This window comes from Kineococcus sp. R86509 (assembly GCF_042466365.1).
Taxonomy (GTDB): Bacteria; Actinomycetota; Actinomycetes; order Actinomycetales; family Kineococcaceae; genus Kineococcus.
The window spans coordinates 3,270,045-3,289,586 of the sequence record NZ_JAXHCE010000001.1; the positions used below are offsets into that span (position 1 = coordinate 3,270,045).

19 protein-coding genes and 1 riboswitch are annotated in these 19,542 nt (G+C 70.8%); of the genes, 10 read left to right on the forward strand and 9 right to left on the reverse strand.

All coding sequences use genetic code 11. From position 1 onward, the window contains the following. Positions 1 to 19: 19 nt before the first annotated feature. On the forward strand, positions 20 to 652 hold the full coding sequence (locus SJY07_RS15970) for a TrmH family RNA methyltransferase (protein WP_328293244.1): 633 nt from the start codon (positions 20 to 22) through the stop codon (positions 650 to 652). A gap of 63 nt (positions 653 to 715) precedes the next feature. Here the strand turns inward: SJY07_RS15970 and SJY07_RS15975 are convergent, their stop codons facing one another. From SJY07_RS15975 to SJY07_RS15985, 3 genes are all read right to left on the reverse strand, one after another. After that, on the reverse strand, positions 716 to 1,369 hold the full coding sequence (locus tag SJY07_RS15975; protein WP_380160443.1) for a transglycosylase family protein: 654 nt from the start codon (positions 1,367 to 1,369) through the stop codon (positions 716 to 718). Next, positions 1,368 to 1,538, reverse strand: a riboswitch (cyclic di-AMP (ydaO/yuaA leader). It overlaps the preceding gene by 2 nt. Before the next feature lie 180 nt (positions 1,539 to 1,718). Beyond that, entirely contained in the window at positions 1,719 to 2,477 is a 759-nt protein-coding gene (locus SJY07_RS15980) for a lysophospholipid acyltransferase family protein (protein WP_380160445.1), read from the reverse strand. Between the two features lie 104 nt (positions 2,478 to 2,581). Next, positions 2,582 to 4,876, reverse strand: a complete 2,295-nt coding sequence (locus SJY07_RS15985) for an SDR family oxidoreductase (RefSeq protein WP_380160447.1) — start codon at positions 4,874 to 4,876, stop codon at positions 2,582 to 2,584. 86 nt (positions 4,877 to 4,962) lie between these two features. Here SJY07_RS15985 and SJY07_RS15990 point away from each other — a divergent pair, with 86 nt between their 5' ends. The 7 genes from SJY07_RS15990 (at position 4,963) to SJY07_RS16020 (ending at position 10,435) form a co-directional block, all read left to right on the forward strand. Next, positions 4,963 to 5,757, forward strand: a complete 795-nt coding sequence (locus tag SJY07_RS15990) for a carbon-nitrogen hydrolase family protein (RefSeq protein WP_380160449.1) — start codon at positions 4,963 to 4,965, stop codon at positions 5,755 to 5,757. Between the two features lie 99 nt (positions 5,758 to 5,856). Beyond that, a complete protein-coding gene (locus SJY07_RS15995; RefSeq protein WP_380162357.1) occupies positions 5,857 to 8,016 on the forward strand; it encodes a carbon starvation CstA family protein in 2,160 nt (719 codons plus the stop codon). After that, a complete protein-coding gene (locus SJY07_RS16000) occupies positions 8,013 to 8,189 on the forward strand; it encodes a CstA-like transporter-associated (seleno)protein (protein ID WP_328293238.1) in 177 nt (58 codons plus the stop codon). The genes SJY07_RS15995 and SJY07_RS16000 overlap by 4 nt, the downstream gene beginning before the upstream one ends. A 113-nt stretch (positions 8,190 to 8,302) precedes the next feature. Continuing rightward, the gene (locus tag SJY07_RS16005; RefSeq protein ID WP_328293237.1) at positions 8,303 to 8,572 is read left to right on the forward strand and encodes a hypothetical protein; all 270 of its coding nucleotides are present in this window, start codon (positions 8,303 to 8,305) and stop codon (positions 8,570 to 8,572) included. Positions 8,573 to 8,579: 7 nt separating this feature from the next. Beyond that, positions 8,580 to 8,936 (forward strand): metallopeptidase family protein, encoded by a 357-nt coding sequence (locus SJY07_RS16010; protein WP_380160452.1) that lies wholly within the window; start codon positions 8,580 to 8,582, stop codon positions 8,934 to 8,936. Further along, positions 8,933 to 10,039 carry a hypothetical protein gene (locus tag SJY07_RS16015; RefSeq protein ID WP_380160454.1) on the forward strand — a complete coding sequence of 369 codons (1,107 nt, stop codon included), beginning with the start codon at positions 8,933 to 8,935 and terminating at the stop codon, positions 10,037 to 10,039. Before SJY07_RS16010 ends, SJY07_RS16015 begins: the two co-directional genes overlap by 4 nt. Positions 10,040 to 10,117: 78 nt before the next feature. Continuing rightward, entirely contained in the window at positions 10,118 to 10,435 is a 318-nt protein-coding gene (locus SJY07_RS16020) for a tetratricopeptide repeat protein (protein ID WP_380160456.1), read from the forward strand. A gap of 15 nt (positions 10,436 to 10,450) precedes the next feature. Here the strand turns inward: SJY07_RS16020 and SJY07_RS16025 are convergent, their stop codons facing one another. Then, positions 10,451 to 11,230 (reverse strand): HAD-IIA family hydrolase, encoded by a 780-nt coding sequence (locus SJY07_RS16025; RefSeq protein WP_328293233.1) that lies wholly within the window; start codon positions 11,228 to 11,230, stop codon positions 10,451 to 10,453. A 20-nt stretch (positions 11,231 to 11,250) separates the two neighbouring features. Then, positions 11,251 to 11,910, reverse strand: a complete 660-nt coding sequence (gene deoC, locus SJY07_RS16030) for a deoxyribose-phosphate aldolase (RefSeq protein ID WP_380160458.1) — start codon at positions 11,908 to 11,910, stop codon at positions 11,251 to 11,253. Between the two features lie 254 nt (positions 11,911 to 12,164). Here deoC and SJY07_RS16035 point away from each other — a divergent pair, with 254 nt between their 5' ends. Together SJY07_RS16035 and SJY07_RS16040 are read left to right on the forward strand one after the other, a co-directional pair. After that, entirely contained in the window at positions 12,165 to 13,574 is a 1,410-nt protein-coding gene (locus SJY07_RS16035; RefSeq protein ID WP_380162359.1) for an FAD-binding protein, read from the forward strand. 90 nt (positions 13,575 to 13,664) lie between these two features. Further along, entirely contained in the window at positions 13,665 to 15,215 is a 1,551-nt protein-coding gene (locus SJY07_RS16040; protein ID WP_380160460.1) for a diguanylate cyclase, read from the forward strand. A 127-nt stretch (positions 15,216 to 15,342) separates the two neighbouring features. Here SJY07_RS16040 and SJY07_RS16045 read toward each other — a convergent pair whose 3' ends face one another. The 4 genes from SJY07_RS16045 to SJY07_RS16060 are packed head-to-tail and all read right to left on the reverse strand — an operon-like array spanning position 15,343 to position 19,414. Next, positions 15,343 to 16,185, reverse strand: a complete 843-nt coding sequence (locus SJY07_RS16045) for a PhzF family phenazine biosynthesis protein (protein ID WP_380160462.1) — start codon at positions 16,183 to 16,185, stop codon at positions 15,343 to 15,345. A 42-nt stretch (positions 16,186 to 16,227) separates the two neighbouring features. After that, the gene (locus SJY07_RS16050; RefSeq protein ID WP_328293228.1) at positions 16,228 to 17,142 is read right to left on the reverse strand and encodes a carbohydrate ABC transporter permease; all 915 of its coding nucleotides are present in this window, start codon (positions 17,140 to 17,142) and stop codon (positions 16,228 to 16,230) included. Beyond that, positions 17,139 to 18,134: a sugar ABC transporter permease gene (locus SJY07_RS16055; RefSeq protein WP_328293227.1), complete on the reverse strand. Its 996-nt coding sequence runs from the start codon at positions 18,132 to 18,134 to the stop codon at positions 17,139 to 17,141. Before SJY07_RS16055 ends, SJY07_RS16050 begins: the two co-directional genes overlap by 4 nt. Beyond that, positions 18,134 to 19,414 (reverse strand): extracellular solute-binding protein, encoded by a 1,281-nt coding sequence (locus tag SJY07_RS16060; RefSeq protein WP_328293226.1) that lies wholly within the window; start codon positions 19,412 to 19,414, stop codon positions 18,134 to 18,136. Before SJY07_RS16060 ends, SJY07_RS16055 begins: the two co-directional genes overlap by 1 nt. Between the last annotated feature and the right edge of the window lie 128 nt (positions 19,415 to 19,542).

Genomic DNA, 19,542 nt, shown 5'->3' on the forward strand with positions numbered 1-19,542 from the left:
GCCTTGCGATGATGGTCCGGTGAGTGACGAGGTCCAGGAGCAGCGGGTCGTCGGCGTGGGGCCCTGGGAGGGGACCTGGCCCGACGACCCGCGCTTCGACCCCGAGCTGCTGCTCGAGGGTGACCGGCGCAACGTGGGTGACGAGTACCGGTACTGGTCCAACGCCGCGATCGTCGCCGACCTCGACACCCGCCGGAACCCGCTGCACGTGGCGGTCGAGAACTGGCAGCACGACGCGAACATCGGTTCCGTCGTGCGGACCGCGAACGCCGTGAACGCGGCCGGTGCGCACGTCGTGGGCCACCGGCGGTGGAACCGGCGCGGCGCGATGGTCACCGACCGGTACCTGTCGGTGCACCACCACGCCGACGTGGAGGCCCTCGTCGCTTGGGCCGCCGAACGGGGGCTCCCGATCGTCGGCATCGACAACGTCGAGGGATCGGTACCGCTGGAGACCTACGACCTCCCGCGCGAGTGCGTGATGCTCTTCGGGCAGGAAGGTCCGGGACTGAGCGACGAGGCGGTCGCGCACTGCGTCGACGTGCTGGCCATCGCGCAGTTCGGCTCGACCCGCTCGATCAACGTGGGGGCGGCGGCGGCCGTCGCGATGCACGCCTGGGTGCGCCGGCACGTCTTCGACCAGCGTCCCTGACGCTGGTCGGACCACCGTCCGCGATCGTGCCGGGGATCCCTGCACGATCGCGGACGGGAGGGGTCAGGGGAGGACGAGGACCTGGCCGACGGCGATGTGCGCCGGGTTGTCACCGATGAGGCCGCGGTTGGCGTTCCACACCGCGACGTACCCGCCGGCGACACCGTTGTTCACGGCGATCCGGTAGAGGGTGTCGCCGGGGGCGACGGTGTAGGTGCGGGCGGCGGGCGCCGGAGCGGCCTCGACAACGGCGACCGGCGCGGGGGCCGGAGCAGGCGCGGGGGCCGGAGCGGGAGCGGGGGCGGGCGCCGGGTGGAGCAGCGCGGCCTCCTGGCCGACGGGGTCGGCCGAGCCGTGCAGGCCGAGACGGCGCGAGCAGGACGGCCAGGCGTTCCAGCCCTGGGCCGCGAGCACGCGCTCGGCGACGACGATCTGCTGCTCACGGGAGGCCTGGTCGGCGCGGCCCGCGTACTGCCCACCGCCGAAGCTGGTCCAGGTGCGCGGGTTGAACTGCAGCCCGCCGTAGTAGCCGTTGCCGGTGTTGATGTGCCAGTTGCCGCTGGACTCGCAGTGGGCGAGCGCGTCCCACTCCTGCACGGGAGCGGCCGAGGCGCTGGAGACGGGGCCCAGCAGAGCGGCACCGGCAGCGCCGGCGGCGAAGGTGGCCAGCAGGCCACGGCGGACGAGACGGGACGGGGCGCGACGGATCGCAGACATGGTTGGCCTCCAACGCCTGCGAGGTCAGCTGTCGGGTTCGGGTCGAAGGTGTGACCCGGCCGCGCGGACGCGGCTTCACCCCGAGGACTCCGCAGCGGACTGCGGTGGTCCGAGGAACCTTGGGTCCCCCGCTCCTGCCCACGGGTTCTGCATCCGGCGCGGTGGGCAGGACTCGGCGTCTCCGCGACGTGTCCCCGAACGGGCTCAGGGACGGGCCGACCGTAACAAGCGCGAGGCCCGGCGTACACCGTGCCGTGTCCGCACCGTCACGTGAACGTGCACGAAACCCCTGATCAGGCTGGTGAGTGACGTCCGCGTGTGGCGCAGATCACGCCCTGGAGCGCTCGGATCAGCTGTTCGCGAGCAGTTTCGCGACGGCTTCCTCGATCCGGGGGGTGAAGTCCCCGGCCCGTTCACCCTCGCGTCCGTGCAGCGGCTCACCGAAGGTCACGTGGATCGGCGGACGCCCCTTCACCGGCCAGTTCCGCTTCGGCGGCATCGCGTCGTAGGTCCCGCGCAGGGCGATCGGGACGACCGGCACCCCGGCCTCCAGGGCCAGGTACGCCGCGCCCTTCTTGAACGGGCGCATCTCACCGGTGTAGCTGCGCCCACCCTCGGGGAACATCACCAGGCTCCAGCCGTCGGCGAGCAGCTGCGAGGACGCGCTCGCCCCCGCCGTCCCGCGGCGTTCCAGCGGGAAGGTGCCGATGACCAGGCCCGACGGGGCTGCGCGCCACCACACGTCGAAGAAGTAGTCCGCGGCCGCGGCGATCGCGATCCGGCGGCGACGGCGCGGTCCGAGGGCCTCCAGCAGCACCGGGGCGTCCAGGTGCGAGGAGTGGTTGGCGACCAGCACGGCCGCGCCACCGAGGCGGTCCAGCACCTCGGCGTTGTGCACGTGGACCGTCACCTGCGAGCGGAGGACGGGGGTCATCAGGACCCGCTGCAGCCCGGAGCGCACCGCCGTGGCCGGAGCCGAGCGCACCCAGTCGTTGCGGTGGACCGCCCGACCGGCCTTGTCCTCGGGAGCAGACCCGGAGTGCTTGCGCAGCAACGGCAGCGCACGCACGATCCGCGTCGGTCGGGGGATCCCCATCAGCCTCGCCATCCTTCGGTCCTCGACACCGGCGGTCCGCATCGACTGCTCGACGGTGTGGAGTGCACGGTTCGCATCCTGCCACGTCGACCCCCCGGGGAGCCGTCCGGCACGGCTCAGTCGGTGCCCGCGAGCACCTGCTGCGGCACCCGCAGCCGCCGCGCGGGCGAACTCGCCGCCCAGTCCGCCACCGGCCAGCGCGAGGCGCGGGCCACCCGGAACAGCGGGACGTCGGGCGAGACGGCCGTCGGGTTGCCCACCGACTTCAGCAGCGGCACGTCGACGTGGGAGTCGGCGTAGGCGTAGCTGGCGGACAGGTCCGCCCCCTCGACCTCGGCGTAGCGGCGCAGCCAGGCGGCCCGCGCCTCCCCGACCAGGGGTGGGGACTTCAGGAAGCCGCTGGCCCGGCGGCGCCCGCCGAGGTCGAGCTCCTCGTCCAGGTCGGTGCAGACGACCTCGTCGAAGAGGGCCGACAACGGCCGCGTCACCTGGCGCACGTCGCCGGTCATGAGGATGGTCCGGTGCCCGGCGTCGCGGTGACCCTGGATGCGCCGCAACGCGTCCGAGGAGACCTGCTCCAGGAAGCGCGGCGCGTGCACCTCGTCGACGTAGGCCTCCAGCAGGTCCAGGTCGACGCCCGCGTACCCGCGGAAGAGGGAACGCAGGAAGCTGCCGCGGTCGCGCCGTTCGGCGGCGATCCACCCCGGCAGGTGGCGCATGATCCGGCCGAACTCCGCGACCCGCGCCGGGGCGTCCAGCGCCGAGAGGCGCAGCGTCAGGTACGAGTCGACGACGGTCCCCGGGATCAGCGTCCCGGCGAGGTCGAAGACCGCGAGGACGGGCGCCGAACCCTCCGCGACGGGCTTCAGCGCCCGCGGGCCGGTGGACTCGGTCAGCGTGCGCCGACGGCGGATCTCCTCGTACTTGCGCATCTGCGTCGTGACGCTGGGGCAGTGGCTGTCGAGCCAGTAGTGGCGCCAGTCCACCGTCGAGGTGTCGAAGCCGAAGAGCTCCGCGTCCGCGGGGTCCAGCGACTCGTGCAGCGCCAGCGTCTTGTCGTCGACGAACCGGAGCTCGGCCTCGGTGTAGGCCTTGTACAGGTCCATGTAGCGACGACCGCTGTCGAGCTGCCGGCTGAGGGTGTCGAGCTTGCGGGAGGCCTCGCGGACCCGTTCCGAGCGCGGCGCGAACGCCAGCAGCCGGTTCCCCGCGCCGGTGAGCAGCTCCCCGGCCCGGACCTTGCGCTCCACGGCCCGACCCCCCGGGAAGTCCCACGTGGGCATGACCGCGGGGGAGGAGTCGAAGGGGTGCTCCGTGAAGTACTCGCGGATGAACTCGTAGATCTGGCGGAACGTCAACGGGTTCCGGTTGCCCGAGGACACGTGGTAGTACGCCGGCTGCGACAACGGCGGCGGGGTCGCCGACGCGACCAGGATGGCGTTCACGACGTGGTCGATGGGCACCACGTCGAGGACCGCGTCCGGTGCCGCCGGGAACTCCGTCAGCTCACCGCGGCCGTAGGCCAGGATCAGCGGCTCGGCCATCTTGAAGCCCTCGATCCAGCCCGGGTGCGGGTGCTGGACGGCGGACTCCACGACGCTCGGGCGCAGGATCGTCGTCGGGATGACGGGGGCGGCGATCTCCTCGACGAGTCGCTCACCCATCGACTTGGTGAAGGTGTAGCAGTCCGTCCAACCCAGCGTGCGGGCCCGTTCCTTGCCCGCGGCGCGCTGCTGGTCCGCGACCCAGCGCACCCGGCGTTCCTCGGCCCCGGCGGCCACGCTCAGCGGACCCGCGCGACCGTGGTCGCGTTCGGCGGCACGCAGGAACGTCCGCAGCTGCACCTCCAGGCGGGAGTCCTCCTCGATGCGGGCCGCCAGGCGCAGCCCCGCCTCGGTCTCGGTGCGCCAGTCGACCCGGTGCTCCACGGCGCGTTCCGGGACGGCGCCCCGACGTCGGCCGCCGACGAAGGCCGTCGAGACGTGCACGTAGTGGACGGCGCCGTGACCCCGTTCGTTGGCCTCCAGCGTCCGCTCGACCAGCGCGCGGGTGCCCACCACGTTCGTCGTGAACGCGTCCTGGATCAGCGGGTCGAACGAGACGTCACCCGCGCAGTGCACGACGACGTCGATGTCGGACGGCAGCTCCGGCACGTCGGCGAGGTCGCCCTCGAGGGCCTGCACCCGCGTCTTCAGCAGGTCGTCGACCTCACCCGCGGCGCGGAAGATCTCCTTGCGCAGCACCCCGCGCAGCCGGTCCTCGCCGGACTGACCCGGCTTCGGACGCACCAGGGCGACCGCCGTCGTCCCGGGCAGGTCGACGAGCAGACGCTGCAGCAGCGCCTCACCGATGAAGCCCGTCACCCCGGTCAGGAGGAAACGCTTGCCGTCGAGCTGCTCAGCCAATCGCACCGGCGAATCCTGTCACGTCCCCACCACTGCCCCGTTCCCTCGCGCTCCCCCCGCCGCGCACACCACCGGGCCGTAGGGTCGCGCCCGTGGAGATCGCCTGCCTGCAGACCGCCGGGACGACCGGCGATCCCGAGGCCAACCTCGCCGCCCTCGAGGTCGCCGCGGGTGACGCCGTGGCCCGCGGGGCCGAGCTGCTCGTCACGCCCGAGATGTTCCTCACCGGCTACGACCTCGGCCCCGACACCCCGGAGCGGGTGCGGGCCCTGGCCCCCGGCCTGCTGGACCGGGTCCGCGACACCGCCCGCCGCCACGGCCTCGCCCTGGTCGTCGGGATGCCCGAGGTCGAGGGTGGGCACTGCTACAACGTCGCCGTCTTCGTCGGCCCCGACGGTGAGGTGCTCGGCCGCCACCGCAAGGTCCACCTCTTCGGCGACGTCGACCGCGCGGCCTTCAGCGCCGGCGACCAGCTCGTCTCCACGGTGCGGTTCCGCGGCCTGACGATCGCGATGCTCATCTGCTACGACGTCGAGTTCCCCGAGGCCGTGCGGGCCGCGGCGATCGCGGGCGCGCACCTCGTCGTGGTGCCGACCGCTCAGATGCACCCCTTCGAGTGGGTCGCGGAGCAGCTCGTCCGCGTCCGGGCCTGGGAGAACCAGGTCTACGTCGCCTACGTCGACCACGACGGTCACGAGGGCGCCTTCGACTACGTCGGGCGCAGCAGCGTCGTCGGTCCCGACGGTGTCGTGCTCGCCTCCGTCGAACACGGCGAGGCGCTGCTGGTCGCCCGGGTCGACGCCGACCGGGTCGTCCGTCAGCGGCGGGAGAACCCCTACCTCACCGACCGGCGCGGACCGCTCTACGGAGCCCTCGTCCAGGACTGACCCGCGGCTGTGCTGCGGCTGTGGGTGACCGCGCTACCGTGGTTCGCGGGGTGCACCGTCGCACCCGCAGCGACCCGCGAGGAGGCGGCCGTGAGCCGGTTGCAGACCGATTCGGTGGAACTCGTCCGACGCCGTCCGACACCACGCTCGATCGCGGTGTGGAGCGCCGTGGCCCTCGTCGGTGCCGTGGCGTGGACGGTCCTGGCCCTGGCCCGCGGCGAGTCCGTCAACGCGTTGTGGATCCTGTTCGCGGCGCTCTCCTCCTACGCCATCGGCTACCGGTTCTACTCGCGGTTCATCACCTACCGCGTGCTGGGGGCCGACGACCGCCGCGCCACCCCGGCCGAGAAGTACGAGAACGGCGTCGACTTCGAGGTGACCGACCGGCGGGTCCTCTTCGGGCACCACTTCGCCGCGATCGCCGGTGCGGGACCGCTCGTCGGGCCCGTCCTCGCGGCGCAGATGGGGTACCTGCCGGGGACGATCTGGATCGTCGTCGGGGTGCTGTTCGCCGGGGCGGTGCAGGACCTCACGGTGCTCTTCTTCTCCATGCGCCGCGGGGGGAAGAGCCTCGGGCAGATGGTGCGGGAGGAGATCGGGCTGGTCGGCGGGATCGCGGCGCTGATCGCCGTGTTCGCCATCATGATCATCATCCTGGCGGTCCTCGCGCTGATCGTGGTGAACGCCCTCGCCGCCTCGCCGTGGGGGGTGTTCTCCATCGCGCTGACCATCCCCATCGCGTTGTTCATGGGGGTCTACCTGCGGTTCCTGCGGCCCGGGAAGGTGCTGGAGGCCACCGCGATCGGCGTCGTGCTGCTGCTCGCGGCCATCGTCGGCGGCGGCTACGTCGAGACCTGGGGTCTGGCCGACACCCTCACCCTCACCCCGGAGACCCTCGTCATCGCCCTCGTGGCGTACGGGTTCATCGCCTCGGTGCTGCCGGTCTGGCTGTTGCTGACCCCCCGCGACTACCTCTCGACGTTCATGAAGATCGGCGTCATCCTGCTGCTCGCGGTGAGCCTGCTGGTGGCGCGGCCGGTGCTGGCCAACGACGCCGTGACGTCGTTCGCCCGCGAGGGCGACGGCCCCGTGTTCGCCGGCTCGCTGTTCCCGTTCGTGTTCATCACCATCGCCTGCGGGGCGTTGTCGGGTTTCCACGCCCTCATCGCGTCGGGGACCACGCCGAAGATGGTCGCCAAGGAACGACAGGTGCGTTTCATCGGCTACGGCGGGATGCTCGTGGAGAGCTTCGTCGCCATCAGCGCCCTCATCGCCGCCTCCGTCATCGACCAGGGTCTCTACTACGCCGTGAACTCCCCGGCCGGGGTCACCGGCGGCACCGTGGGGACGGCGGCGCAGTTCGTCAGCGGACTGGGGTTCACGGCGACCCCGGACGCGCTCGACGCCGCCGCGCGGGCCGTGGGCGAGGACAGTGTCGTCTCCCGCACGGGTGGCGCCCCGGCGCTGGCGCTCGGGATCTCCCAGGTGTTCCACCAGGCCTTCGGCGGTGGGTTGCAGGCGTTCTGGTACCACTTCGCCATCATGTTCGAGGCGTTGTTCATCCTGACCGCCGTCGACGCCGGGACCCGGGTCGGGCGGTTCATGCTGCAGGAGACCCTCGGCAACGTCTGGAAGAAGATGGGTGACCTGTCCTGGCGGCCGGGGAACCTCATCGCCAGCGCCGTCGTCGTCGCGGCCTGGGGCTACTTCCTCTACACCGGCGTGACCGACCCGCTGGGCGGCATCAACCAGTTGTTCCCGTTGTTCGGGATCGCGAACCAGTTGCTGGCGGCGATCGCGCTGACGCTGGTGACGACGCTGCTGGTCAAGCACGGCCGGGCCCGCTACGCCTGGGTGACGGCGGTCCCGCTGGTCTGGGACCTCGTCACGACGATGACGGCGAGCTGGCAGAAGGTGTTCTCCGACGACCCGACGATCGGGTTCTTCGCCCAGCGCGCGAAGTACTCCGACGCCCTCGCCGCCGGGGACGTCCTGGCCCCGGCGAAGGACGCGGCGCAGATGCAGCAGGTCGTGACGAACTCCACCGTCAACGGGGTCCTGCAGTCGTTGTTCGCCGTCCTGGTCGTCGTCATCGCGCTCAACGCGGCCGTCGTCGTGGTGCGGGCCCTGCGCGCCGGCGGACTGCCGACGACGGAGGAACCCGCGGTGCCCTCGAAGCTCGTCGAACCGGCCGGGCTCGTCGTGACCGCGCAGGAGCAGCGCGAACTGATGCTCGCGCGGGCGGAGCTGGAACGGTGAGGGCGCTGCTCGGGGCGCTGGGGTGGTGGCGTCGCCAGGTCGACGGGACCGACCGCTGGGAGGCCTACCTCCGGTCCTGCGCGGCCCACGGTCACCCGCCGGTGAGCCGCGGGGTGTTCGAACGCCGACGGGCGGACGCGAAGGCCGCGCGGCCCGGGGCGCGCTGCTGCTGAACCGACGGGTCACCCACCTCGTGGAGAGGTCGGGGGGATCGACGACGGACGACCTGAGACGGAGCTGAGACCTCGTGCTCGACAGCCGGCGCACCCGCAGACAGGATCGAGCCATGAAGCGCTTCCGGGTGACCGTCATCGCCCACCGCCGTTCGGCGGTGCGGACGGACGGCGACGCCGGGTCCGGCGTCGTGCACGTCGAGACGGTCCGCGCCGACGACGCCGGGTTCGCCCGCGACCTCGTCCTCGTCCGGGTCCACGCGGAGTCGGCGCTGGTCAGCAGCGCGGCCGTCGGGGTCGACGCCGTCCTCGTGGAGCGGCTGCGCTGGGGTCGTCCCCCCGTGCGCGAGTTCGACCGGCGTCGCGTCGTCGCCGCTCGCTGACCGCACCGTGGTGGAACTGAGCCTCGAGGAGTTCGAGGTCGCCGTCGGCGACGCGCTCGACTCGATCCCCGGGGAACTGGCGCGCGCGATGGACAACGTCGTCGTCCTCGTCGAGGACGAGCCCGGCCCGGAGTTCCCGCCCGACCTGCTCGGACTCTACGAGGGGACCCCGCTGACGGAACGGGACTCCTGGTGGGCCGCCGGCGCCCTGCCCGACCGGATCACGATCTTCCGCCGTCCGACCCTCGCGGTCTGCGCCGACCGGGCGGAGGTCGTCGCCGAGGTGCGGATCACCGTCGTCCACGAGGTCGCCCACCACTTCGGTCTCGACGACGCCCGGCTGCACGAGCTCGGCTGGGCATGATCTCCGAGCCGTGGGGGGCGGCGCTCGATTTCCTGTCGGCATACAAGCAGAGTGATCCTCAGGCGCGCAAGGCTGACGTGGAGAAGGCTTTCGTCGACGCATTCTCTAACCATCGGATGCGTAGCGTCTACGTTGCAGACGGGTACGCTCTTCGGTTCACCGAAGCAAACGGCCCCACGTTTTCAAATACTGTACTGTCGCTCTCTGCTCTACAAAGGCACGACCGTGAACCCTTCATTGTGGTGATCGTGAGACCGGGAGGGGTCGAATTTCGCCTGAGTAACACCAGCCTACTGCGCAAAATCAGTCATAGCTCGCGGGACCTGACTTTAGACCGACTGAGGGGGAGCTTCAACGGGACGGACATCTTGAGCAGCCTCGATGGTCTCAGCAACGAACGGCGGAACTTTCCCGACTTGTTTGCACACCACGCGGCTTTCACATGGGAGGAGAATCTGGGGCGCCTCGTCGAGGCAACGAGCGCCATTCTTCCTGCGGGGAGCCCGTTCCGTGTCTCGATTGCGGACCGGGAGAGCATTCTGAACGCTCCCCAGCGCACCGCGAATATGTTGAGTGCAGGTCTATTCTCCGAACTACAGGATCGCCTGGACCGCATCGTCCAGACTGCCAGTGAAGACGTTCTTCGCATCGCCCGGGTCGAGAATGTCAATCTCCGCGGGAACGCTATAGAAGAGCTGATTACGCACCTGACGCCCCAGCACCGTCTGGAAGACATTGGCCTCCGACACCCCGGCGGGGTTCTGGGAGTTGATGTCAAGACAACAACAATTGGCAAGTCATCCGCGCCCAAAGGCTGCAACGTAGACAAGATGTTGGCCTGGCTTGCGAGTGTGGAGCACACCGCAGCGTTCTATTTCATCGGCGTTGACTCATCTGCGGGGCGCATCGCCACGCGACTCGTGCCCATCTTTGACCGGACCGTCCTCGACGCAACTCACGTCACACACCATTGGGCCGGCCGTGCGTCACGGGGGGTCACTCAACTTGACGGTCGCTTCAAGGTCGTCCTTGACGCCGGGTTCTCCTCAATTGTGGACGTCAGTAGTTCGCGCGACTTCCTGATCGGTCTGCTCGATAGCTAGGAGGGTGCTGGTCACCCTCGATAAGGGGTTCAGGCGCGTTGAGGGAATGCCCGCTCTCACGGCTTAGTTGAGACCCTCGTGAACATCGACCTCCTGAGCTTCGAACTCGCCCGCGAGGCGTTCGACGACCGCCGCTTCACCGAGGGCGTGGGGCTGCTCGAACCCCTGGTCGAGAAGAACCCCGACGACCGCTCCCTGCGCGAACTCCTGGCCCGCACCTACTTCGGTGCCGCCATGCTGTCCAAGGCGGAGGAGCAGGCGCGGGACCTGGTGCGCCGCACGCCGTCCGACGCGTTCGCGCACCTGCTGCTGTCGCGCACCCTCGAACGGCAGAGCCGGCACGACGAGGCCCGGGGCCACCGCGTGATGGCGCACGTCCTCGGCGCCGAGGTCTGACCCGCAGCCCCGACCTCAGATCAGGTCGATCAGGTCCCCGATGCCGTCCACGATCCGGTGGGGCTGGAACGGGAACCGCCGGACCTGTTCGCGTTTCGTCGACCCGGTGAGGACGAGGAACGTGCGCAGGCCGGCCTCGATGCCGGCGACGACGTCGGTGTCCATCCGGTCGCCGATCATCGCGGTCGTCTCGGAGTGCGCCTCGATCCGGTTCATCGCCGACCGGAACATCATGGGGTTGGGTTTCCCCACGAAGTAGGGCTCCGCCCCGGTCGCGCGGGTGATGAGCGCCGCCACGGACCCCGTCGCCGGCAACGACCCCTCCTTCGAGGGGCCGGTGGCGTCGGGGTTCGTGGCGATGAACCGCGCCCCGGCCTCGACGAGGCGGATCGCCTTCGTGATGGCCTCGAACGAGTACGTCCGCGTCTCGCCGAGGACGACGTAGTCGGGGTCGGTGTCGGTCATCGTGTACCCGGCCTCGTAGAGCGCCGTCGTCAGCCCGGACTCGCCGATGACGTAGGCCGAACCGCCGGGCATCTGCCGGGCCAGGAAGTCCGCCGTCGCGAGCGCCGAGGTCCAGATGTTCTCCTCGGGGACCTCGATCCCGCTGCGGGAGAGGCGGGCGGCGAGGTCGCGTGGAGTGAAGATCGAGTTGTTCGTGAGCACCAGGAACCGGCGGCTCGAGTCCGCCAGCCGCTGCAGGAACTCCGCCGCACCGGGCAGCGCGTGGTCCTCGTGGACCAGCACGCCGTCCATGTCGGTCAGCCAGCACTCGATGGCCCGGGTGTCGCCCATCTCGTTCCCCTCCACGGCTCTCACTCCGCCAACCCGGCCAGCACCGCGGCCGTTCCCGACAGGCCCAGGCGGGTCGCGCCGGCGTCGAGCAGCGCGAGCGCGGCCTCCGTCGAACGGATCCCGCCGCTGGCCTTGATGCCGAGCCGACCTCCGACGGTCGCGTGCATGATCTCGACGGCGTGCACGCTCGCACCGCCGCTGGGGTGGAAACCGGTCGACGTCTTCACGAAGTCGGCGCCGGCAGCCTCGGCCGCCCGGCACACCGCGACCAGCGCCTCGTCGGGCAGTGCGGCGGACTCGACGATGACCTTGAGGACCGTCGGGGAGGGGACCGCCGCCCGGACGGTCGCGATGTCGTCGCGGACGGCGTCGTAGTCACCGGCCAGGGCCGCGCCGACGTCGATGACCATGTCGACCTCGTCCGCCCCGGCCCGCGCGGCGAGGGTGGCCTCCGCCGCCTTCACCGCGCTGGTGTGCTTGCCGGACGGGAAGCCGCACACCGTGGCGACGACGAGACCCTCGCCCCGGACGGGGAGCATGTTCGGCGAGACGCAGACGGCGAGGACGCCCAGCGACCGAGCCTCCTCGCACAGCGCCGCGACGTCGGCGGCGGTCGCCTCGGGCTTCAGCAGGGTGTGGTCGACCAGTCGGGCGACCTCGGTGCGGGTGCGTTGGCTCACGGCGCCGAGTCTGCCACCGACCCGGCGCCGCGCCGCTCCGACGTCCAGGGGGATCGGCGACCAGCCGGTCCCGTCCCGCCCCCTTCGTGCGGTACGGGGCAACCACGTCTCGCCACCACGAACGCCCTCAGGACGGTGCTCACGAACGACGGCAGCAGGTGGAGCGCGGGGTCGGTCGGGGATCGGCGGTTCGGGGCCCGACTGCAGCCGCCGTCCGTGGGATCCGCGGCCCGGCGGTTAGGCTCGCGTCCGTGGTGAGCTTCCCCGGTCGCAAGAGTGGTCCCGTCCCCGACGTCGACGGAGCTCTGCGCACGACGCAGCGCCTCACGGGATGGGGGCGCACCGCGCCGACGACGGCCACCGTCCTGCACACCCAGGACCTCGACGTCATCGCGGAAGCCGTGCGCACCGCCGGTCCCCGCGGCGTCATCGCCCGGGGCCTCGGCCGCTCCTACGGCGACCCGGCGCAGAACGCGGGGGGTCTCGTCGTCGACATGACCGCGTTGGACCGCATCCACGACATCGACGTGGACGCCGCGACCGCCGACGTCGACGCCGGCTGCTCCCTGGACAAGCTGCTGCGCGCCGTCGTGCCGCACGGCCTGTGGGTGCCGGTCCTGCCGGGGACCCGGCAGGTGACCGTCGGCGGCGCGATCGGCGCCGACATCCACGGCGGCAACCACCACACCCAGGGCACCTTCACCCGCCACGTGCTGTCGCTGGACCTGCTGACGGCGGACGGACAGGTGCGCACCCTCACCCCCGACGGCCCGGACCGCGACCTGTTCCTGGCCACCACGGGCGGCATGGGTCTGACCGGCATCGTGCTCCGCGCGAAGATCCGCCTGGACCGCGTGGAGACGTCGTACTTCATCGCCGACGTCGAGCAGACCCCCGACTTCGACGACATGCTCGAGCGGCTGCAGAAGAACGACGAGAACTACACGTACTCCAAGACGTGGTTCGACTCCGTCACGACGGGCCCGCACATGGGTCGCGGGTTCCTGCTGCGCGGCTCCTCGGCGAAGCTGTCCGACCTGCCTCCGGAACTGCGCAAGGACCCGCTGAAGTTCGACGCCCCGCAGCTCGCGAGCTTCCCCGACCTCTTCCCCTCGGGGATGCTCAACCGGCTGTCGGCGAAAGCCCTGAACGAGTTCTACTACCGGAAGTCGAAGACCAAGTCCGGTGTGGTGCAAAACATCACGCAGTTCTACCACCTGCTCGACCTGTTCGCGGACTGGAACCGGGCCTACGGTCCGAACGGCTTCCTGCAGTACCAGTTCGTCGTGCCCCTGGACCGGACCGACGTCCTGAAGGCCAGCATGGAGGCCATCGTCGAGTCCGGTCACATCTCGGCGCTGAACGTCCTCAAGCGCTTCGGGGACGCCAACGACGCCCCGCTGTCGTTCCCGACCCGCGGCTGGACCCTCGCCGTGGACCTGCCCGTCCGCAAGGGCCTGGACCAGCTGTGCGACCTGCTCGACGAGATGGTCCTCGACGCCGGTGGCCGCCTCTACCTGGCCAAGGACTCCCGCACCACGGCCGACCGCTTCGCACGCATGTACCCGGAGCTGCCGGCCTGGCGGACGGTCCGTGACCAGGTCGACCCGGAGCGGAAGTTCTCCTCGGACCAGGCGCGACGTCTGCAGCTCGTCCGCGACTGAGCTCAAGTCGCGGCCGCCCGGTACCGATCCCTCACGGAAGGGTCGCGACGGGACCCGGTGAGTCGAAGGACGGGTGGTGTGGGCGTGGCGGTGCGCGACGTCTCGCTCGACCCCGTGCAGCAGTTGCGCCACGAGCTCGACGAGCTCGACGACCTGGTCGGCATGGACCCCGCGGAGGGCGCCCGGGTGGCCCGATCCCTCGCCGGGCGGGCCTGGGACCTGGGTGCGCGCGGGGCCGTGGCCTGCGCTCGCGTCTGGGAGGCCGAGGCCCTGCAGCGCGACGGTGACGGTGCGGCCGCGGCGGCCGCCATCGCCGCGGTGCGGCGTGAGCACCCCGACCTCACGAGCGAGCTCCGGGTGCGGGCCAGCTGGGTCCTCGCCCGCTCCTTCACCGACATCGGCGACCGGCCGACGGCGCTCGAGCACGCCCTGGACGCGGCGGCGGCCTTCGACGACGACGTCCCGCAACGCGTCCGGACACGGGTCCTCATCAAGGTCGCGGACCTCCTGGACGAACTCGGGGCGCACGAGGACTCCCGGTCCTGGTACCGCCGCGCCGAGGAACTCGCCCTGGGTGACGCTCAGCTCCACCTGCTGGTCGTCAACAACCGCGCCTACTGCGAACTCGAACGCGGTGACGTCGCGGCCGCCCGACGGGAACTCGCCCTGCTCCAGGAGCTCAGCCGGCGCTACGACCGCCCGCTGAACGCGAACACCCTCGACACCGTCGCGCGCATCCACCTGCTCTGCGGAGACGCGGCCGCGGCCCAGGAGGTCGCCCGGGCCGCGGTCCGGGCGAGCTCCGCGATGGAGATCAAGAGCGCCGACGACCTCCCCGTCTACCTGCTGACCCTCGCGGTCGCCCAGCGGGTCCTCGGGGACGCCGCCGCGGCCGCGGCGACCCTCCAGGAGGCCCGGGCCGGCTGCACCGGGGTGGGGTTCGCCGACGTCCGCACCCAGATCCTCGAGGAACAGGCCGAGGTGTTCGCCGCCCTCGGCGACCTGCGGGCGGCCTTCGAGACCCACAAGGCCTTCCACGCGGCCGACAAGGAGTTGCTGTCGGAGCAGCGCGAGGCGCAGGCCCGGGCCCGGCAGGCGATGTTCGAGACCGACGTCGCCCGGGAGGAGGCCGCTCGCTACCGCGAGGAGGCCCGTCGCGATCCGCTGACGGGGCTGGGCAACCGGCTCTTCGTCGACGAACGGCTCCCGGAACTCATCACGGGGTTCCAGGTGGGCGGACGGCTCGTGAGCGCGGTCCTGCTCGACCTCGACCACTTCAAGACGGTCAACGACACGTTCTCCCACGAGGTGGGGGACCAGGTCCTCTGCATCTTCGCCGGCATCCTGGCCGACGCCGTGGTGCGGTTCCCGGACTCCTTCGCGGCGCGCCTGGGGGGCGAGGAGTTCGTGCTCGTCCTGGCGAGCGACGACGAGGGGTACGCGGCCCGTGCGGCCGAGTGGGTCCGGCGGACGGTCGCGGGGCACGACTGGTCCGCGGTCACCCCCCGGCGGGGCATCACCGTCAGCGCCGGGGTCGCCACCCTGGATCCCGCGGGGGACAAGGCGTCGCTGCTGTCCGCGGCCGACGCGCGTCTCTACGCCGCGAAGGCGGCGGGGCGCAACTGCGTCGTGACCCGCTAGGCGCCGATCTCGTGCTCGAGGGCGATGGACCCGCGAGTGGAACGTTCTGCGGGTCTTCGGGTGCCGGGGAGCCGCTGAACGTTCCACTCCGTCCCCACCCTCCGGTCGGGACCGTGGCGCACCCGCGTCACGCGATGGGCACCGCGGACCCCGTGACGACGATGCCGCCGGTGGCGGGGACGTCGACGGTGAGCACGCCGGGACGGCCCACGTGCCGGCCCTGGAGGATGGTCACCCGGGCCGGTGGGTCCACCAGGCGCAGTTCGCGCAGGTAGCCCCCGAACGCGGCCGCGGCGGAACCGGTCGCCGGGTCCTCGGTGATGCCGCCGACGGGGAAGAGGTTCCGGGCCTCGAACACCCCGGGTTCGCGGCGGTGCAGGACGCTGACGGTGGCCGGCCAGCCGTGCGCGTCCAGCACCTGCCGGGCCCGCGCGGGGTCGAACCGGAACCCGTCGAACGTCGGACCGTCCCGCAGCACCAGGACCGGGTGCGGGTTCCCGGCGGCCGCGAGGCGCGGCGGGTGGTCCGCGTCGAGGTCCGCCCGCCGCAGCCCCAGCAGGTCGAGGACCTCGCGGAGCGTCGCGTCCGGCAGCTCCTCGACCGCGGGTTCGACGCTGGTGAACGACGCGGTGGCCACGCCGTCGGTGAGGTGGGTCTCCAGCGCGACGAGCCCGACCGGGGTCTGGAAGGTGAAGGGTCCCGCCCCGTGGCGTTCGGCGAGGGCGACGGCCGTCGCCACGGTCGCGTGCCCGCAGAAGGGGACCTCCGCGTGCGGGGAGAAGTAGCGCAACCCGAACCGCCGTTCCGCGCCGTGAGCGGTGTCGACGACGAAGGCGGTCTCGGCGTAGCCCACGTCCGCGGCGACGGCGAGCATCTCCCCGGCGCTCGCGTCGACGGCGTCGAGGACGATCCCCGCGGGGTTCCCCCCGGCCGGGTCCGTGGTGAAGGCGGCGTAACGCAGGACGTCCACGTCGCGGACTCTACGACGTGGACGTCCTGCGGTGGGAGCGGCTCAGCCCTTGAGCGCTCCGGCCGCGATGTTGGCGATGAAGTGCCGCGAGCCGATGAGGAAGATCCCGATGAGGGGGACCACGCTGACCACGGCGCCGGCCATGATCATCCCGTAGTCGGTCGTGTAGACGGAGTTCAACTGCGCCAGTGCCGTCTGCAGGGTCTGTCGTTGCGGGTTCACCAGGACGACCAGTGGCCAGACGTAGTCGTTCCAGGCCGTCACGAAGGTGAAGATCCCGAGGAACGCGAGACCACCGCGCAACATCGGGATGGCGACCGACCACCAGGTGCGGAAGAACCCGGCACCGTCGAGGGTCGCCGCCTCGACGAGCTCGTCCGGGATCGAGGCGGTGGCGAACTGGCGCAGCAGGAAGATCCCGAAGGCGTTGGCGATGCCGGGGACGATGAGGGCCTGGAGGTCACCGACCCAGCCGAGCTTCGACATCAGGATGAAGCTCGGGACGAGGGAGAGGTTGCCCGGGACGAGGAAGGTCGCCAGCAGGACCGTGAACAGCACGTTGCGACCGGGGAAGCGGAACTTCGCGAAGGCGAACGCGGCGAGGGAGTCGAAGAGCACGACGAGGACCGCGAGCGACCCGGAGACGACGAACGAGTTCAGCAGCGAGCTCGGCAGGTCCACGCTCGTGACGACGTTGCGCAGGTTCTCCAGCAGGTGCGTGCTGGGGATGAGCCGGGGCGGGTACCCGAAGATCTGCGCCGTGGTGCTGGTCGACATGACGAGCAGCCAGTAGAACGGGAACAGGGCGAAGACGACCCCGATGATGATGCAGCCGTGGGTGACGACGCGACCCAGGACCCACTGACGGCTGCGACGCGGTTTCTGGACGACGAGGGTGTCGCCGTGGCGGCCACGCCCGCGCGTGGAGCCGGACCGGACCAGTTCGGGTGCGCTCATCGTCCCGCCTTCCTCGTGCGCTTGGGGGCGGGGATGGTGTCCCGGTCCCGCAGCAGTCGCCAGTTGATGATCGCGAACACGGCCGCGAGGATGAACAGCGCCCACGCGATGGCCGACCCGTAGCCGAAGTCGAGCTGGGAGAACGCCTGGTTGTACTGGTAGAGGACGATGGTCATGCCGGCCTCGTTGACCCCGCCGACGGTGCCGTTGCCGTTGGCCGCGCCGAAGAGGATCTGTGGTTCGGTGAACAGTCCCAGCCCGCCGATGGTCGAGGTGATGACGGTGAAGAGGATCACCGGTCGCAGCATCGGGATCGTCACCGAGAAGAACGTGCGCCAGAACCCGGCGCCGTCGACCTTCGCGGCGTCGTAGAGGTCGCTGGGGACGGCCTGCAGCGCAGCCAGGTAGAGGATCGCGTTGTACCCGGTCCAGCGCCAGATGACGAGCATCGCCAGCGTCACCTTGATGCCCCACCCGGTGGACAACCAGGCCACCGTCGGCAGGCCCAGGGCCGTGAGGGCCGAGTTGACGATGCCGAAGCTGTCGGAGAACACCGACCCGAAGACGATCGCCATGGCGACCATGCTCGTGACGTTGGGGACGAAGAACGCCACCCGGTAGAAGCCCTTGAGGCGGATGTTCTGGTGCAGCAGGAACGCCATCACCAGCGCGATGAACAGCATCGGGACGGTGGAGATGACCCAGATGATCAGGGTGTTGCCCACCGCGTTCCAGAACCGGGTGTCGTGGATCAGGTAGTTGTACTGCTGGAGGCCGACGAACTTGATCTGGCTGATCCCGTCCCAGTCGGTGAACGACAGGTAGATCGAGAACAGGATCGGCAGCAGGCCGAAGACCAGGAAGATCACGTAGAACGGGGTGATCGCGAGGTACTGCGGCCACCAGGAGCGCAGCCCGCGACGGGCGACGGTGACGCCGTCGGGACGGTTCCGGGAACCGGTCGACGTGCCGGTCGGCAGGGTGACGGCCATCAGAGGACACCTCGCTTCTTGAGCAGCTTGTCGATGGCGGCCACGGCGTCGCCCCAGGCGTCGTCGGGGTTCTTCCCGGCGGACTCGACCACGCGCAGCTGGTCGGTGAAGGACGTCGTGAGGTTCTCGTAGGTGCTGATGAACGTGGTCGGCACCTTCTGCGCGGCGGTGCTGAAGAACTCCAGCGGGTCCTGGTCGCCGTAGAAACCACCGGCGTCCGCCATGGTGCCCAGGTCGAACGCCGCGGGCGCGGAGGGGAACAGCTGGATCTCGTTGTAGGACTGCGCCTGGTTCTCCGGGGTCGTCAGCCAGCGGGCGAAGTCGAGGGCGGCCGCGGGGTCCTTGCAGGACTTGGGGACGGCCAGGAAGGATCCGCCGCTGTTGCCGGGGTCGCCGGGCTGCTGCGCGATGCGCCACTTCCCCGAGGTCTGGGGGGCGGTGTCGGTGAGGACCTTCATCCACCAGGCGCCCTCGATGTTCGCACCGAGCTTGCCGCTGTTCCAGGCGGCGTTCTGCTCGGTGTCCAGCTGCAGGTTGCGCGTCACCTTCGCGGCGATGGCGGCGACGGCGGTGTCCCACGCCTTCTTGATCGCGGAGTCGGAGGAGTGGAAGAGGGGTTTGTCGTCGGAGTCGAAGTACCGTTGCGGTGAGGCGTTGACGTACTGGTTGAAGACCATGACCGCGTTGGTGGCGAGGGCGACGTCGCTGGTCTCGCGCAGTTTCGCCCCCAGGGCGATCCACTCCTCCCAGGTCCGGACCGCCGCACTCACGTCGGCCGGTTCCGAGGGCAGCCCGGCGGCGGCGAAGAGGTCGGCCCGGTAGAAGAACCCGGTCGGACCGGTGTCCATCGGGAAGAAGAGGAAGCGGCCCGAGGGGGTGCGGCCGAGGTTCCACTTCCAGTCGTAGTAGTCGTCCTTGTAGTCCTGGGCCCCGTAGTCGTCGAGGTTGAAGAACTGGTCCTCGCTGGGGAAGTACAGCGCGGCGTTGGAGTTCACGGCCGTGAGGTCCGGGATGTAGGCCTGGGCGGCGAAGCTGGTCCGCAGCTTGGTGTCGAACGCCCCGCCCAGGACGTCGGCCCGCAGCTTCCGGTCCGTCCCCGGGATTCCCTTCGCCGCCGTCGCGAGGAGGGTGGGGGCGATCGACCGGTTCCAGTACCAGAGCACCAGTTCGTTCGGGTTGCTGGAGATGGAGGTCCCCGATCCGCACCCCGCGAGGGATGCGGTCAGCGGGATCCCCGCGGCGGCGGCCAGGCCGCCCTGCAGCACGCGGCGTCGGGACAACCCCGGGCCGCTGTGCCGTCCGGGAACCGCGCCCGGAGCGGATGACGACAACGACAATCCAACCAGCCCACTCTCTTCGTCGAGACCTTCGGCCGTGAACTCCGTGGACGCTGTCGTGAGCGCTCACG

What these genes read in the sequence shown, in the direction of transcription:
- SJY07_RS15975 (WP_380160443.1), bottom strand. Translation starts at nt 1,369, where the DNA reads ATGTCTGCGATCCGTCGCGCCCCGTCCCGTCTCGTCCGCCGTGGCCTG.
- SJY07_RS15980 (WP_380160445.1), bottom strand. Translation starts at nt 2,477, where the DNA reads ATGGCGAGGCTGATGGGGATCCCCCGACCGACGCGGATCGTGCGTGCG.
- SJY07_RS16005 (WP_328293237.1), top strand. Translation starts at nt 8,303, where the DNA reads ATGAAGCGCTTCCGGGTGACCGTCATCGCCCACCGCCGTTCGGCGGTG.
- SJY07_RS16015 (WP_380160454.1), top strand. Translation starts at nt 8,933, where the DNA reads ATGATCTCCGAGCCGTGGGGGGCGGCGCTCGATTTCCTGTCGGCATAC.
- SJY07_RS16025 (WP_328293233.1), bottom strand. Translation starts at nt 11,230, where the DNA reads ATGGGCGACACCCGGGCCATCGAGTGCTGGCTGACCGACATGGACGGC.
- SJY07_RS16050 (WP_328293228.1), bottom strand. Translation starts at nt 17,142, where the DNA reads ATGAGCGCACCCGAACTGGTCCGGTCCGGCTCCACGCGCGGGCGTGGC.
- SJY07_RS16055 (WP_328293227.1), bottom strand. Translation starts at nt 18,134, where the DNA reads ATGGCCGTCACCCTGCCGACCGGCACGTCGACCGGTTCCCGGAACCGT.